The following is a 13,845-nucleotide window of genomic DNA, read 5'->3' as shown; positions in this document are numbered from 1 at the left end:
CTCGTGGCAGAAAGGTCAGCATCGCTGACCGCTAATCTGCCAGACTAATCCACCGCCGGCCTCGGCAGAATTGACCATTGGTAAGGCTCATACCTTAACCCCATAAAGCATGACCTGGATCAAGCGAGGCAGCCTCAGTCCTCCTCGTCATCGGCCAGGTCGCGGCCGAAGGCCCGCCACTGGGCCAGGGTCATCACCTCGGTGGTCTCGGTCTGCAGGTCGTGGGCGATGATCAGCTCGTCGCGCTCCAGCTGGCGCTTGAGCTCCGCCACCCAGCCGCGCATGCCATCGCCGGTGTCGGTGGTGTCGTAGCCCTGGCGGGTAACGAAGGCCTCGAGCAGCGCCTCCAGGGTCTCGGCCGGCAGCATGCGGTAGGGAATGTCGACGAAGCGCCCGCTCATGATGCGTCCTCCTCGGGTTCGGTGTCTCCCGCTTCCCAGCGCTTCAGGCGCTCGAGGAACTGGGCCTCATCCAGTACCGGCACCCCGAGCTGCATCGCCTTCTCGAGCTTGCTGCCGGCGGCCTCGCCCGCCACCAGGCCGGCGGTCTTCTTCGATACGCTACCGGCCACCTTGGCGCCCAGCGCCTGCAGGCGCGCCTTGCCCTGGTCCCGGGTCATGCTCTCCAGGGTGCCGGTGAGCACCCAGCTCTGGCCCGCCAGCGGCTGGGGGCGCTCGCCGACGGCCGCCTCCTCCCAGGTCACGCCCTGGGCGCGCAGCTCCTCGATGGTTTCGCGGTTATGGGGCTGGCGGAAGAAGGTGTGCACATGGGCGGCGACAATGGGACCGACGTCCTCCACCGCCTCGAGATCGGCGATATCGGCGGCCATCAGCGCCTCCAGGGTGCCGAAGTGGCGCGCCAGGTTGGCGGCGGTGGCCTCCCCCACCTCGCGGATCCCCAGCGCGTAGATAAAGCGGGCCAGGGTCGTGGCCTTGGCCTTCTCCAGCGCCGCCACCAGGTTCTCCGAGGACTTCTCGCCCATGCGCGGCAGCTCGGTCAGCCGCTCGGCCTCCAGGCGGAACAGGTCCGCCGGGGTGGTGACCCAGTCACGCTCCACCAGCTGATCGATCAGCTTGACCCCCAACCCCTCGATATCCAGGGCGCGCCGCGAGGCGAAGTGCTTGAGCGCCTCCTTGCGCTGGGCGGCGCAGTAGAGCCCCCCGGAGCAGCGCGCCACGGCCTCGCCCTCCAGGCGCTCGATCTGCGAGTCGCAGACGGGGCAGCGCTCCGGGAAGACGATCTCCCGGGCGTCCGCGGGGCGCTGCGCCTCGATGACCCGCACCACCTGGGGGATGACGTCACCGGCGCGGCGGATCGCCACGCTGTCGCCGATCTTGACGCCGAGCCGGTCGATCTCGTCGGCATTGTGCAGGGTGGCGTTGGCGACGGTGACGCCGCCCACCGCCACCGGCTCCAGGCGGGCCACTGGGGTGATGGCGCCGGTGCGCCCCACCTGGAACTCCACCTCGTTGAGGCGCGTGACGGCCTCCTGGGCGGGAAACTTGAAGGCGATGGCCCAGCGCGGTGCCCGGGCCACGAAGCCCAGCTCGCGCTGCAGGCGCAGGTCATCGACCTTGATCACCACCCCGTCGATATCGTAGCCGAGGCGGTCGCGCCGCTCGCCCAGGCGGCGACAGTAGTCGATCAGCCCGGCCGCGCCCTTGACCACCTCCAGCTCGGCGCTGGTGCGCAGCCCGAACTCGGCCAGGTGGGCCATCAGCGCGCTATGGGTGGCGTCGCCCTGGTCCGGCTCGAGGCGCGCCACCTGGTAGGCGCTGAACTCCAGCGGCCGGGTGGCGGTGACCTTGGGGTCGAGCTGGCGAAGGCTGCCGGCGGCGGCGTTGCGCGGATTGGCGAAGACCTTGCCGCCCGCCTCCCGCGCCCGCTGGTTGAGGGCCTCGAAGCGGGCGTGGCTGATGATCACCTCGCCGCGCACCTCGAGCAGCTCGGGTGGGGCATCGCCACGCAGCCGCAGCGGCACGGAGCGCAGGGTGCGCAGGTTGGAGGTGATCCCCTCGCCGGTATGCCCGTCGCCGCGGGTGGCGCCGCTGACCAGCACGCCCCGCTCGTAGACCAGCGATACCGCCGCGCCGTCGAGCTTGGGCTCGCAGCAGAAGGCCAGCTCGTCGCCCTCCCGCTCCAGCCGGTCGCCGACCCGCTTGACGAAGGCCTCGAGCTCCGCCTCGTCGAAGGCATTGTCCAGGGAGAGCATGGGCAGCGCGTGGCGCACCTCGGGAAAGCCCTCCGCCGGCGGCGCGCCGACCCGCTGGGTGGGGGAGTCGGAGGTCTGAAGCTCGGGGTGTTCGCTCTCGAGCTGCTGCAGGCGGCGCAGTCGGCGGTCGTACTCGGCGTCGGTCAGGGTCGGGTCGTCGAGCACATAGTAGCGGTAGTTGGCGTCATCGAGCTCGGCGCGCAGGCGCGCCACCTCGTCGCGAATCGGCTGGTCGGGCTGGGTCATTGCGTCAGGGGTCTCGTCCATGGCGAAGGCTTCAAAATGTCCGCTTCGAAGCCGCGAGTCTGGCCTAGCTTACCAAAGCAACGACCCCCGACGGGACACCATCGGGGGTCGTTTTCACGCCTGGCAAGGATATGAATACGGCCTAGTTCGCCTGATAGCGATTGAGACGAGTACGCCGCACGAACTCCTGGACCCGCTGGCGGGCAAACTCCACGGTCTGGGCGGTCATCACGCTGTGGTTCTCGTCCTTCAGCTCGCCGCCCAGGTGGCGCACGATCACCATGGCAGTTTCCACCATGGCCTCGAAGGCCGCCGAGGCGTCCTCAGCCCCGGGCAGCGGCATCAGCAGGGTGATACCGGGCGTGGTGAAGTCGTCCATCGCCTCGATGGGGAAGCTGCCCGGCTTGAGCACGTTGACCATGGAGAACTGCAGCTCGCTGTCCGGATCCTCGGTCTCGAAGCGGTGGAAGATCCCCATCTCGCGACTGTAGCGCAGCCCGCAGGCCAGCATCAGGTCAAGTAGCGCCGGGCCCGAGAAACCCGCCTCGTCGCGGGCCATGACGCTGATCACGATCACCTCTTCGGCATGGCTCAGGGTGTCGCGGGCGTGCTCGGCGTTGACGTCGTGGCGCAGCGCCTTCTCCAGGGTGGGGTGGGCACGGACCACGTCGTCTTCCCGAGCCTGCGGTACCGGCTCATCGCGCTGCGCGCCCGGGGCCGTCTCGACATAGCCGTATTCGGCGTCGCCAGAGTGGACATCGTGGGCCTGGCGAGAACGCGGCGGGGTAAACAGCGGGTCGTCGTCATCCGCCTGGGCAATGGCCTCGGCCTCAAGGCGGCGGCGCTCGGCCTCTCGGGCAGCCTGCTCGGCGGCCGCCTGCTCCTGGGCCAGGCGACGACGCTCGGCTTCCCGGGCGGCCTTCTCGGCACGGGCCTGCTCGCGGCGCTCTTTCTCGAGGCGCTTCTGCTCGCGCCGCTTGGCCATCCGCTGCTGGACGGAGCTGCCGAAGCGCTGCATCGACTGCCCCATGCGCCGGGAGCCGCTCTTCAGCGAATCGCCCATGCCTTCCAGGTCGACGAGGCGATAGCGCTCGTCGTCGTCATGCAGCTCGTCATGATCCTCGGGGTCGGCCACCAGCGGCTCATCGACCTGGGCTGCCGGCGGCTCGTGGTCATCCAGGGCCGAGAGGGTCGGCTCGCGGCGCGCCTGGGGCGCCGCTGACGGGGCAGCCTCGCGCTCCGAGTCGGCGCTGGCCTTGGCCACGTCGTCGGCGGCGTCGCGGGGGCGGGTCGTACTGGCGACTGGGTCCTCGGCCTGGGAAGGCGCCTGGCGCTCTGCCCGGGCCTCGGCGGCGGGCGCTGCTCCCTGGCGCGGCTTGGCATCGGCCGTGTCGGCGCTCGGCGCAGCAGCGCCGGACGCCGCCGGCGCAGCGGCCGAAGGCGCGGATGACTCGTCGGGCCGCGAGGGTGCCTTGGAGGCGTCCCGGGCGGCCGACGTCGGCTCGGCCGCGGGTGCCGCCTCGGCGGCGGCATCCCGGCGCTGGGCCGGCACGCGCTCGGAAGCCTTCTCCGAAGGACGGGGCGCGGCCTCGCTCCCCTGACCCGCCGCGCCGGGCGCCGTTCTGGCCCCCTGCTTCAGGCCGGCGAGTACCCGGGAGGGGCCGGGATGTTCCTGGCGCTGCAGTTTGGGCTTGGGCTGCACCTGCGAATAACTGGCAGGACTGACGACGCGCGCGCCGCCGTTGGGCAGTTCCCAGTTGGCGTCGTCATCGGCGCTATCCCCCGCCGCTGCACCGCCTGTTTCGAGCCCGGGCTCGCTTCCCGCCTGATCGAGGCGCGGGATTCGGCGCTGGCGCTTCAGGCGACGTACCCCATCGATGACGATGAGAGTCACCAGCGCCAGCCCCAGAACGATCAGCCATTCTCTAAGTTCCATGGGTCGTCTTGCCTATCGCTAGGGCGCCATGCCGGATGGTTGTTCGTCACCAGCATAGCGCGATTGCCAAAAAAAGGGCCACTTTTTTTGTTTGTCAAGCCCCGGCATTCTCGCCTGAGAGTCCAATCGACCCTGCGTCATTCCCTGTACCATCGACTCGTCATGAGTGCGATGCGACCATGATGCCCTTTCTGATATCGCGTTTATCTCCGGCTTGCAAGCCCTTCAGGCCTCGGCCAGCGCGGCCGCCTCCTCAACCCCGACCGCCACTAGCCGGGATACCCCCGGTTCCTGCATGGTCACCCCCATCAGCCTTTCGGAGGCCTCCATGGCGATCTTGTTATGGGTAATATAGATAAACTGCACGGAATCGGACATATCCTTCACTAGCTTGGCATAGCGTCCCACGTTGGCATCATCCAGCGGCGCATCCACTTCATCGAGCATGCAGAAAGGCGCCGGATTGAGCTGGAAGATGGCAAATACCAGCGACAGGGCGGTCAGCGCCTTTTCGCCGCCGGACAGCAGATGAATGGTGCTGTTCTTCTTGCCGGGAGGCCGCGCCATGATGGCCACCCCGGTATCCAGCAAATCCTCGCCGGTCAGCGTCAACCATGCGGTTCCCCCACCGAAGACTCGGGGGAAAAGCGACTGCAGGCCCTGATTGACCCGCTCGAAGGTGTCGCGAAAGCGGGTGCGCGTTTCCTGGTCGATGCGACGGATCGCCTTGTCGAGCGTCTCGAGTGCTTCGCTGAGCTCCGCGTGCTGGGCCTCCAGGTAGTCGCGCCGCTCGGCCTGCTGGTCGTACTCCTCGATGGCCGCCAGGTTGATGGCGCCCAGCCGGCGAATGCGCTCGCCGACCGCCTCGAGCCGGGTCTGCCAGGCGGACTCCGTGGCGTCCGGGTCGAGGTCCTCGGCAAGCGCCGCGGCGTCATGGCCCAGCTCGGCCAGCTGCTCGTCCTGAGCCTCTGCCTTGAGCGACAGGGCCTGGACCTGCATGCGCGCCTCCTGAAGGCGCTCGCGCGTTCCCTCCAGGCTGCGCTCGTGGTCCTGGCGGCGCTGCTCGTCCTCGCGCAGGCGCTCGACCAGCTCGGCGGCGCGGGCGCGGGCCGCATTGAGGGCGCGCTCATCGCGCTCGCGACGGTGCAGCAGCTCGTCGAGCTGCTCACGATGCTCCTCGTCGGGCTCGCGCAGGGCCTCGAGGGCCTCGGCCAGCTCGGCGCAGCGCGCTTCCAGGCGCTGGCGAGCCTCGCCGGCCCGCCCCTGCTGCTCGGCTAGCCCGGCCCGCTCGGTGGTCAGGCGCTGGTGTTCCAGCGCCAGCCCCTGGGCCTGCTCGCTCAGCGGCCGCTGACGGGCACGCAGCGTGGCGAGGCGCTCGCGGGCATCGCTGCGCGAACGCTCCAGCCGTTCACGACGCTCGGCGCCCTCCTCGAGGCCGGCCATGGCCTGCTGCCAGCGCTCACGGGCCTCCTCGATGGTCAGCCGGACCTCCTCCCCCGTCTCCGTGAGCCCCTCCAGCTCTTCGGCCAGCTCGGCGGCGCGCCCTTCCAGATGATCGAGGCGGCTGGCCAGGCCGCTGTCCTGGACAGCCAATTGCTGGTGCGCATCGCTTAGGCGGCGCTCCTCCTGGCGCAGTCGCTCCAGCTCGCTTTCGGCCCGCTCGGCGATCTCGCGGGCGGCGGTCAGCCGGTGCTCCAGGTCGAGCAGGCCGGTTTCCACCTCGTCGAGTTCGGCGACGGCAAGGTCGCGCCGCCGCCGGCTCACCAGCAGCGTGTCCGGCCCCTCGCCCTGGCCCCGGTGACGCACCCAGTCGGGTCCCAGCCACAGCCCCGCGGGGGTGATGAGGCTCTCGCCGGGGGCCAGGGTGGCGCGCTCAGCCCAGGCCTGGGCATCGCTCTCCACGCAGCGAATGGGCGCCAGCCAGGCGGCGGCGGCACCGGCGCCCTGCACTCGGGCGGCCAGGCTCTGGGGGTTGGCCTCGACGCCGGCATCGGGGGACAGCGCCCCCAGCTCGGCGGGAGGCGCGGCGCTGGCCGCATGGAAGGCATCGGGCTCGGCCAGGCGCGCGGCCAGCCAGGGCGCCAGCACCCAGGAAACACTGGCCTCCCAGCCGGGCGCCACGCGCAGGGCCTCCCCCAGACGCGGCGCGTCGGCCAGGTCATGCTCGCTCAGGTGGCGGGTCAACGCCTCGTCGGGGTCGGTGAGCGCGGCCTGTATCAGCGCGTCCAGCGAGGCCAGCTCGCCCTGCAGGGTGCTGCGCCGGCTGCGCTGCGCCTCGCGCGCTTGCTCGTGGGTCGCGGCGTCTTCCCGGGCAGCGTCGCGCTCGGCCTGAAGCGCCTCGCGGCGGCCCTCAACGCGCTGCTGCTCCAGCGCCAGCTCCTCTAGCCGTTCGCTGAGTTCGGCGCGCCGCGCCTGCAGCTCGGCGAGATCGGGGAGCTCCTGGCGCTGCTGACGGCGGCGCTGGGCGTCGCTCTCGACCTGCGCCAGGCGGTGTTCGAGTTCACGCAGCCGGTCCTGGGCCCGCTCAGCGTCGCGGCTGGCCTCACGCCAGCCCTCGTTGAAGCGCTCCCAGGCCTGTTCGGCCTCCTCGGCGGCGGGCTCGGCCTCCTCCAGCATGGCGTCCAGCTCGGCCAGCTGCTCGGCGACGTCCTCCTGCTCGGGGCCAAGGGCGTCGAGGCGCTCGTCGAGGCGCAGGCACCGCTCACCGTCATCCTCGCCTAGGCGGTCGAGTTCGTCCAGCTCGCGCCGGGCGGCATCCAGGTCGCCGGCCAGCTGGGCTTCCCGGCTGCGGGCATGCTCCAGGCTCTGTTCGAGCCGAGCGATAGCGGTGGTGGTCTCGAAGAAGCGTGTCTGGCAAGCGTCGAGCTCCTCGGCCAGGCGGTCGTGGGCGGCACGGGCTTCCTCGAGGCGGGCCTCGCACTGACGCATTCCCAGGATGTCGCGCTCCACCGCCGTCTCCAGCTCGCGAACCCGGCGCTCCTCCTCATCCTGCTGCGCACGCAGGGCCCGCCCGCGAAGCAGCGCCAGCTCGCCCTTGAGGCGATGCTCCTCCTGCTTGAGGGCCTGGTAGCGGCGGGCGGCCTCGGCCTGGCGCTTGAGGCGCTCGAGCTGCTTGTCGAGCTCTTCGCGGATGTCCTCCAGGCGTTCGAGGTTCTCCCGGGTGCGCCGCATGCGGTTCTCGGTCTCGCGGCGGCGCTCCTTGTACTTGGAGATACCGGCGGCCTCTTCCAGGGTGCCGCGCAGCTCCTCGGGACGCGCCTCGATGAGCCGCGAGATCATGCCCTGGCCGATGATCGCGTAGGAGCGGGGCCCCAGGCCGGTGCCCAGGAAGAGGTCGGCGATGTCGCGGCGGCGACACTTCTGACCGTTGAAGAAGTAGGTCGACTGGCCCTCGCGGGTGACCTGGCGCTTGACGGCGATCTCGGCGTACTGGGCGTAGGGGCCGCCCATGGCCCCGTCACCGTTGTCGAAGCGCAGCTCGATGGACGCCAGCCCCACCGGCTTGCGCGCGGTGGAGCCGTTGAAGATGACGTCGGTCATCGACTCGCCGCGCAGGGTCTTGGCCGAGGATTCGCCCATGACCCAGCGCACGGCGTCGATGATATTCGACTTGCCGCAGCCGTTAGGCCCGACGATGGCGGTCATGTTGCCATCGAAGGGGACCGTAACCGGGTCGACGAAGGACTTGAAGCCGACCAACCGAATCGATGTAAGACGCATCCGGCTATTCGATGACGCGGTCGATCACCAGCTCCACGGGCTCACCGTCGACGCTGCCCACGGCCACGGCCTCGAGGTCGCCGAACATGTCCCCGGGGGTGGGCGCGGGGTCACCGGTCTGGCTGACCCGCACCAGCAGCCTGGCCTCGCGGACCTGGGAGAGGCTGGCCTCGTCGGACATAGCGTGCCGGTCGTCGAGCACCAGAGTGGTCGGCAGGTCGCCCAGGGTCACCCGAGCCGCGGCCAGGGGGGGCAGCTCGCCCTCCATGTCGCGGGCCACGATGAACACCCGGGTGTTCTCATCCAGGCGATTGGCAAGGGTCTCGTCTAGGCTGACCCGCACCTGAATGCCGGGCCCCTGGGCAAGGGGTTCCTGCTCTTCCGGGGCGACGCCCAGGCGCTGCTGGGCCACGCGGATGCCTTCGCGCAGGGCCTCGGCCGAGCCGCTATCGCCCATGCCGGCGATGGCACGCCGCCAGCGGTCGATCGCCAGCTCGTAGTCGCCACCCTCGAAGGCCTGAACGCCGAGCATGCCCAGCACGGTCGGCTCGCGGGAATCCTCCTCCATGACTTCGTCGACCAGCGCCTGCACCTCGGCGTCGATGGTGCGATTGGCCATGAAGAACTTGACCTGAGCCTTCTGGGCCAGCAGCGACGGCTGTCGCCCTTCCAGCTCGATCAGGTTGTTCAAGGCACCTAGCGCCGCCTCGCCCTGGCCCGCATCGCGATAGAGGGGGTAGAGCGCGGCCCAAACGTTGGGGTTGCCGGGCTGGCTGGCCGCCTCCCCCTCCAGGCGCTCGATCAGGACGGGCAGGGAGTCGCTCTCCTGATAGGCGGCATACAGGGCCAAGTCGCCCTCCGCCCCGTACTGCTGGTACCAGAACACCGAGCCGATGACCACTGCCACGGCCACCACCGGCACCAGAAAGCGGCCGGACGCCGGCGAGTGCAGCGGGCCGCGCCGCTGCTCCTCGGTATCCTCGAGCAGGCTGCGGTCGAGATCGAGGCGGTCCTCTTCATAGCGCGCCTGATCGATGTCGCCGCGCTCCAGCGCCGCCTCCAGCGAGGCCAGGCGCCGCCGATAGATGGCGACGTTCTGCTCGGTGGTGGAGTCGTTGGCCTCGAACTCACGCTGGGCCTGGTAGACCCGCTGCGCACGGCGCAGCGGCGCGACCAGCAGCCACAGGGCGGGCAGCAAAAGGATGGCAAAGCCAAGCCATAACAGGGTCATTCGGTCCTCCCGCGATTGATCAGGGCCTCGAGGCGGGCGCGCTCCTCGGCGCTCAGCTCACGGGCAGAGGCATTACGCCGGGCGCGCACCACCAGCACCACCAGCACGGCGCCGAGGACGACCAGGGCCACCGGCAGCCCCCACAGCAGGAAGGTGCGACCTTCCAGGCGCGGGTTGTAGAGCACGTAGTCGCCAAACCGCTCGACCATGTGCTCGCGGATCTCCATGTCGGAGACGCCTTCGTTGAGCAGCAGGTAGACGCGGTCGCGCATGTCGCCGGAGACCGGCGCATCGGAGTCGTTGATGGCCTGGTTCTCGCAGGTGGGACAGCGCAGCGAGGCGGTCAGGCTGCGGTAGCGCTGCTCCATTACCGGGTCATCGAATTCACGCACTTCGATGGCCCCGGCATGCAAGTTGCCGGCCATCATCAGCAGCGCCAGGCCAGCGAGCATCCATCGGATCACTGCCATTTTTCCACCTCCGGCAGGATGTGTTCACGAACGTCACCCGGCGAGATATAGCCGGTGTGGTGATAGCGGATGATACCCTCACGGTCGACCAGGAAGGTCTCCGGCGCGCCGAACACTCCCAGCTCGAAGCCCAGCTCGTTGTCCGGGTCGAAGATATTCACCTCGAAGGGATTGCCGAACTCCTCCAGGAAGCCGAGCCCCTTCTCACGGGTATCCTTCCAGCTGATCCCGACCATGCGAATGCCGCGATCGGAGAGGTCCAGCAGCTGGGGCATCTCGCGTTTGCATTCCGGGCACCACTCGCCCCAGACATTGACCAGGGTGAGTTCGCCGGTGGCCAGCAGGGAGCGGTCCACGCGGCGCTCGGGATCTTCCAGGGTCGCCAGGTCGAACGCCGGGAAGTCCCGCGCCATCAGCGCGGAATCCCGGTGGAAGGGGTTCAGCGAGAGCCCCTGGTAGAGAAACAGCGACAGCACCAGGAACCCCGCCAGGGGCAGCAGCAGCAGCAGACGGCGGGTCATGCGGTGGCCTCCCGGGGTTTGCCGGTGGGCGACACCGCCTCGGGATCGCGCGAGGTGGCCAGGCGACGATAGCGACGGTCGGCCACGGCCAGCACGCCGCCGGCAGCCATCAGCAGCCCACCGAGCCAGAGCCAACGCACGAAGGGCTTGTATTGGACGCGCATCGCCCAGCTGTTGTCGCCGAGATCTTCGCCCATGGCCACGTAGAGGTCGCGGAAGAAGCCGGGGCGCAGCGCCACCTGGGTCATGGGCATGCCCCGGGCGATATAGAGGCGTTTCTCCGGATTCATGGTGAAGCTGCGCCGGCTCTCACCGCGCTGCACTTCGATCACCGCCCGGTCGGCCAGGAAGTTGGGGCCCTGACGACTGGTCAGCTCGGTCATGGTGAAGGTGTAGCCAGCGACCTGAACGCTGTCGCCCGGCGCCATGCGCACGTTGCGCTCGATGTTGTAGTTGGAGACCACCGCCACGCCGATAATGGTCACCGCCACGCCCAGGTGGCCCAGCTGCATACCCCAGTAGGCCGGCGAGATCTTCTTCAACCCGGCCAGCCGCGACGGTGCATTGCGGGTCTTGTCGAAGAGGTCGCGGATCATCGGGAAGACGATCCACATGGCGGTTACCAGGCCGATGGCGACCCAGGCGTTCCACTCCTGACCGAAGATGAACGGCATGATACTGCCGATCACCAGCGCCGCGGCGCCGGCGAGCCAGAGCCGCTTGACCAGCATGCGGGGATCGGTCTGCTTCCAGCGGGCCACCGGCCCCATCCCCATGAAGATGCACATGATCACCGTCAGCGGCACGAACAGGGCATTGAAGTACGGGGGGCCCACGCTGATCTTGCCGAGGTCGAGCGCATCGAGCAGCAGGGGATAGACGGTACCCATCAGCACGGTGACCGTGATGATCACCAGCATGATGTTGTTGATCAGCAGCAGCGCATCGCGGGAGAGCCAGTTGAAGCCGGTCTTGTGGCTGACCCGCGGCGCGCGCAGGGCAAAGATCAGCAGCGACAGGCCCACGGTGATGCCCAGCAGCATCAGGATGAAGAAGCCGCGGGAGGGGTCGTTGGCGAAGGCGTGGACCGAGGTCAGCACCCCGGAGCGCACCAGGAAGGTGCCCAGCAGCGACAGCGAGAAGGTGGTGATCGCCAGCAGCAGGGTCCAGCTCTTGAAGGAGCCGCGCTTCTCGGTGACCGCCAGGGAGTGCATCAGCGCCGTGCCGGTCAGCCAGGGCAGCAGCGAGGCGTTCTCCACCGGATCCCAGAACCACCAGCCGCCCCAGCCCAGCTCGTAGTAGGCCCACCAGCTGCCGAGTGCGATGCCCACGGTGAGAAACGCCCAGGCCAGGTTGGTCCAGGGCCGCGCCCAGCGTGCCCAGGCCGCGTCGAGGCGACCGCCCAGCAGCGCGGCGATGGCGAAGGCGAACACCACCGAGAAGCCCACGTAGCCCATATAGAGCGCCGGCGGGTGCAGGATCAGGCCGATGTCCTGGAGCAGCGGATTGAGGTCGGCGCCGTCCTGGGGAACGTTGGGCAGAATGCGCTCGAAGGGGTTGGAGGTGACCAGGATGAACAGCAGGAAGCCCACGCAGACCATGCCCATCACGCTGACGACCCGGGCCACCACGTCCCGCGGCAGCTCCCGGGAGTAGCGCGCGGCGAAATAACCCCAGCCGGCCAGCATCAGGCTCCACAGCAGCACCGAGCCCTCATGGTTGCCCCAGACCGCGCTGAACTTGTAGTACCAGGGCAGCATGGAGTTGGAGTTGTTGGCCACGTTGAGCACGCTGAAGTCGTCCAGCATGTAGCTGGCCGTCAGGGCGGCGTAGGCGATGGCCACGAACAGCAGCTGCCCAGCCGCCATGGGGCGGGCATAGGCCATCAGCAGCGGCCGGCGCAGCGAGGCGCCGGCCACCGGCAGCACCGACTGTATCACCGCAAAGAGCAGGGCAATGACCAGGGCAAAGTGGCCGATTTCGGGAATCATCTGGATCTGCATGGGGACTCCGGGTCAGTACTGGCTTGCGCCGTTACTTTCCGCTTCCTGTTTTTCGACGCGCTCGGCCACCTTGGCGGCCTTCTGCTGGAAGTCGGCGGGCGAGTAGCCGGCAGCTTCCAGGGCATCGGCGACCTCGGGCGGCATGTAGTTCTCGTCGTGGCGAGCCAGCACCTGGTCGGCCTTGATATAGCCGCCCTGCTGCAGCTGGCCGACTACCACCACGCCCTGCCCCTCGCGGAACAGATCGGGGAGGATACCACTGTAGTAGACGCGCACGTCCTCCACGTAGTCGGTCACCGTGAACTCCACGTCCAGGCTATCGGGATTGCGATAGACCGAGCCTTCGCGCACCATGCCGCCGGCGCGGATCTGGCGTTCATAGGGGGCATCGCCGGCGGCAATCTCGATGGGGCTGAAAAACAGGTTGATGTTGGCCCGCAGGGCGTAGAGCGTCAGGCCCACGGCGATTGCCGTGAGGGAGACGAGCCCTAGGACCACGAACAGCTTCTGCTTGCGTTTAGGCGTCATTGGTATATCCACCCCTGTCATGTTGAATCGGTGTCGCCCTGGCGGAGTCTGCGGCCAGTCGGCCTTCGCGCCGGACGCGGCGCTCGAGCTGGCGAAGCAGCTGGCGGCGCTCGGCGCGGGCATGCAGCACGCAGCCCAGCAGCAGGGCCGCGGTCAGGCCCCAGGAGGCCCAGACATAGGGGGCATGGCCGCCCATAGCGAGAAATTCCTGAAAGGTATCGAAGGCCATCAGCGTGTCTCCCCGGCCAGTTCACGGACCCAGTGCTTGTTGGCCTCGCGGCGCAGGATCTCACTGCGCACGCGGGTCAGGGTCAGGGCGATAAAGAAACTGTAGAACCCCAGCACCATGATCAGCAGCGGCGCCCACATCTCCATGGGCATGCCAACGCGGCCGGTGACGGTGAAGGTGGCCGGCTGGTGTAGGGTGTACCACCAGTCGACGGAATACTTGATGATCGGGATATTGATCACGCCCACCATGGCCAGCACCGAGGCGGCGCGGGAGGCGCTGTCGCGGCTGGTGAAGGCGCCGCGCAGGGCGATCACGCCCAGGTAGAGAAACAGCAGGATCAGCATCGAGGTCAGTCGCGCGTCCCACATCCACCAGGTGCCCCAGGTGGGCACGCCCCAAACCGCACCGGAGAACAGTGCGATAAAGGTCATGGCGGCTCCCAGCGGCGCCATCATGGCGGCGGCCATGTCGCAGATCTTGATCTTCCAGACCATGAACACCAGGCCGGTGATGGCCATGGAGACGAAGATCGACTGGGCCAGGAAGGCCGCCGGCACGTGGACATAGATGATGCGGAAGCTGTTGCCCTGCTGATAGTCGGCCGGGGCAAACGCCAGCCCCCAGATCGTGCCAGTCACGATAAGGAGCAGCGCCGCGGCCCAGAACCAGGGCTGAAGGCGGGCGCTGATGGCATAGAACCACTTGGGAGAACGCAGTTTATTAATGAAGGCCCACATGCCTCGTCA

General features: G+C 68.7%; 11 protein-coding genes. All 11 read right to left on the bottom strand.

What is annotated here, in order from left to right; genetic code table 11:
* Nucleotides 1-134: 134 nt before the first annotated feature.
* The gene (locus tag ACZIYR_RS02850) at nucleotides 135-401 is read right to left on the bottom strand and encodes a YheU family protein (RefSeq protein WP_473032312.1); all 267 of its coding nucleotides are present in this window, start codon (nucleotides 399-401) and stop codon (nucleotides 135-137) included.
* The gene (gene ligA, locus ACZIYR_RS02845; RefSeq protein WP_483528133.1) at nucleotides 398-2,458 is read right to left on the bottom strand and encodes an NAD-dependent DNA ligase LigA; all 2,061 of its coding nucleotides are present in this window, start codon (nucleotides 2,456-2,458) and stop codon (nucleotides 398-400) included. The genes ACZIYR_RS02850 and ligA overlap by 4 nt, the downstream gene beginning before the upstream one ends.
* 142 nt (nucleotides 2,459-2,600) lie before the next feature.
* Complete coding sequence (gene zipA, locus ACZIYR_RS02840) at nucleotides 2,601-4,394, bottom strand: cell division protein ZipA (RefSeq protein WP_483528132.1); 1,794 nt, start codon at nucleotides 4,392-4,394, stop codon at nucleotides 2,601-2,603.
* A gap of 225 nt (nucleotides 4,395-4,619) precedes the next feature.
* Complete coding sequence (smc, locus tag ACZIYR_RS02835) at nucleotides 4,620-8,114, bottom strand: chromosome segregation protein SMC (RefSeq protein ID WP_483528131.1); 3,495 nt, start codon at nucleotides 8,112-8,114, stop codon at nucleotides 4,620-4,622.
* A gap of 4 nt (nucleotides 8,115-8,118) precedes the next feature.
* Complete coding sequence (gene ccmI, locus ACZIYR_RS02830; protein ID WP_483528130.1) at nucleotides 8,119-9,345, bottom strand: c-type cytochrome biogenesis protein CcmI; 1,227 nt, start codon at nucleotides 9,343-9,345, stop codon at nucleotides 8,119-8,121.
* Entirely contained in the window at nucleotides 9,342-9,815 is a 474-nt protein-coding gene (locus ACZIYR_RS02825; RefSeq protein WP_473032309.1) for a cytochrome c-type biogenesis protein, read from the bottom strand. The genes ccmI and ACZIYR_RS02825 overlap by 4 nt, the downstream gene beginning before the upstream one ends.
* On the bottom strand, nucleotides 9,806-10,336 hold the full coding sequence (locus tag ACZIYR_RS02820) for a DsbE family thiol:disulfide interchange protein (RefSeq protein ID WP_238977559.1): 531 nt from the start codon (nucleotides 10,334-10,336) through the stop codon (nucleotides 9,806-9,808). Before ACZIYR_RS02820 ends, ACZIYR_RS02825 begins: the two co-directional genes overlap by 10 nt.
* The gene (locus tag ACZIYR_RS02815) at nucleotides 10,333-12,339 is read right to left on the bottom strand and encodes a heme lyase CcmF/NrfE family subunit (RefSeq protein ID WP_483528129.1); all 2,007 of its coding nucleotides are present in this window, start codon (nucleotides 12,337-12,339) and stop codon (nucleotides 10,333-10,335) included. Before ACZIYR_RS02815 ends, ACZIYR_RS02820 begins: the two co-directional genes overlap by 4 nt.
* A 12-nt stretch (nucleotides 12,340-12,351) precedes the next feature.
* Complete coding sequence (gene ccmE / locus ACZIYR_RS02810) at nucleotides 12,352-12,867, bottom strand: cytochrome c maturation protein CcmE (protein ID WP_473032306.1); 516 nt, start codon at nucleotides 12,865-12,867, stop codon at nucleotides 12,352-12,354.
* Entirely contained in the window at nucleotides 12,857-13,096 is a 240-nt protein-coding gene (gene ccmD, locus ACZIYR_RS02805; RefSeq protein WP_473032305.1) for a heme exporter protein CcmD, read from the bottom strand. Before ccmD ends, ccmE begins: the two co-directional genes overlap by 11 nt.
* Nucleotides 13,096-13,836, bottom strand: a complete 741-nt coding sequence (locus ACZIYR_RS02800; RefSeq protein WP_473032304.1) for a heme ABC transporter permease — start codon at nucleotides 13,834-13,836, stop codon at nucleotides 13,096-13,098. Before ACZIYR_RS02800 ends, ccmD begins: the two co-directional genes overlap by 1 nt.
* Nucleotides 13,837-13,845: the final 9 nt, after the last annotated feature.

The organism is Billgrantia sp. NRB1, assembly GCF_056921725.1.
The sequence above is the reverse complement of the archived record's forward strand: the minus strand, read 5'-3'. Positions and strand labels throughout refer to the sequence as shown.

What these genes read in the sequence shown, in the direction of transcription:
- smc (WP_483528131.1), bottom strand. Translation starts at nt 8,114, where the DNA reads ATGCGTCTTACATCGATTCGGTTGGTCGGCTTCAAGTCCTTCGTCGAC.
- zipA (WP_483528132.1), bottom strand. Translation starts at nt 4,394, where the DNA reads ATGGAACTTAGAGAATGGCTGATCGTTCTGGGGCTGGCGCTGGTGACT.
- ACZIYR_RS02850 (WP_473032312.1), bottom strand. Translation starts at nt 401, where the DNA reads ATGAGCGGGCGCTTCGTCGACATTCCCTACCGCATGCTGCCGGCCGAG.
- ligA (WP_483528133.1), bottom strand. Translation starts at nt 2,458, where the DNA reads ATGACCCAGCCCGACCAGCCGATTCGCGACGAGGTGGCGCGCCTGCGC.
- ccmE (WP_473032306.1), bottom strand. Translation starts at nt 12,867, where the DNA reads ATGACGCCTAAACGCAAGCAGAAGCTGTTCGTGGTCCTAGGGCTCGTC.
- ccmD (WP_473032305.1), bottom strand. Translation starts at nt 13,096, where the DNA reads ATGGCCTTCGATACCTTTCAGGAATTTCTCGCTATGGGCGGCCATGCC.
- ACZIYR_RS02825 (WP_473032309.1), bottom strand. Translation starts at nt 9,815, where the DNA reads ATGGCAGTGATCCGATGGATGCTCGCTGGCCTGGCGCTGCTGATGATG.
- ACZIYR_RS02815 (WP_483528129.1), bottom strand. Translation starts at nt 12,339, where the DNA reads ATGCAGATCCAGATGATTCCCGAAATCGGCCACTTTGCCCTGGTCATT.
- ACZIYR_RS02820 (WP_238977559.1), bottom strand. Translation starts at nt 10,336, where the DNA reads ATGACCCGCCGTCTGCTGCTGCTGCTGCCCCTGGCGGGGTTCCTGGTG.
- ccmI (WP_483528130.1), bottom strand. Translation starts at nt 9,345, where the DNA reads ATGACCCTGTTATGGCTTGGCTTTGCCATCCTTTTGCTGCCCGCCCTG.
- ACZIYR_RS02800 (WP_473032304.1), bottom strand. Translation starts at nt 13,836, where the DNA reads ATGTGGGCCTTCATTAATAAACTGCGTTCTCCCAAGTGGTTCTATGCC.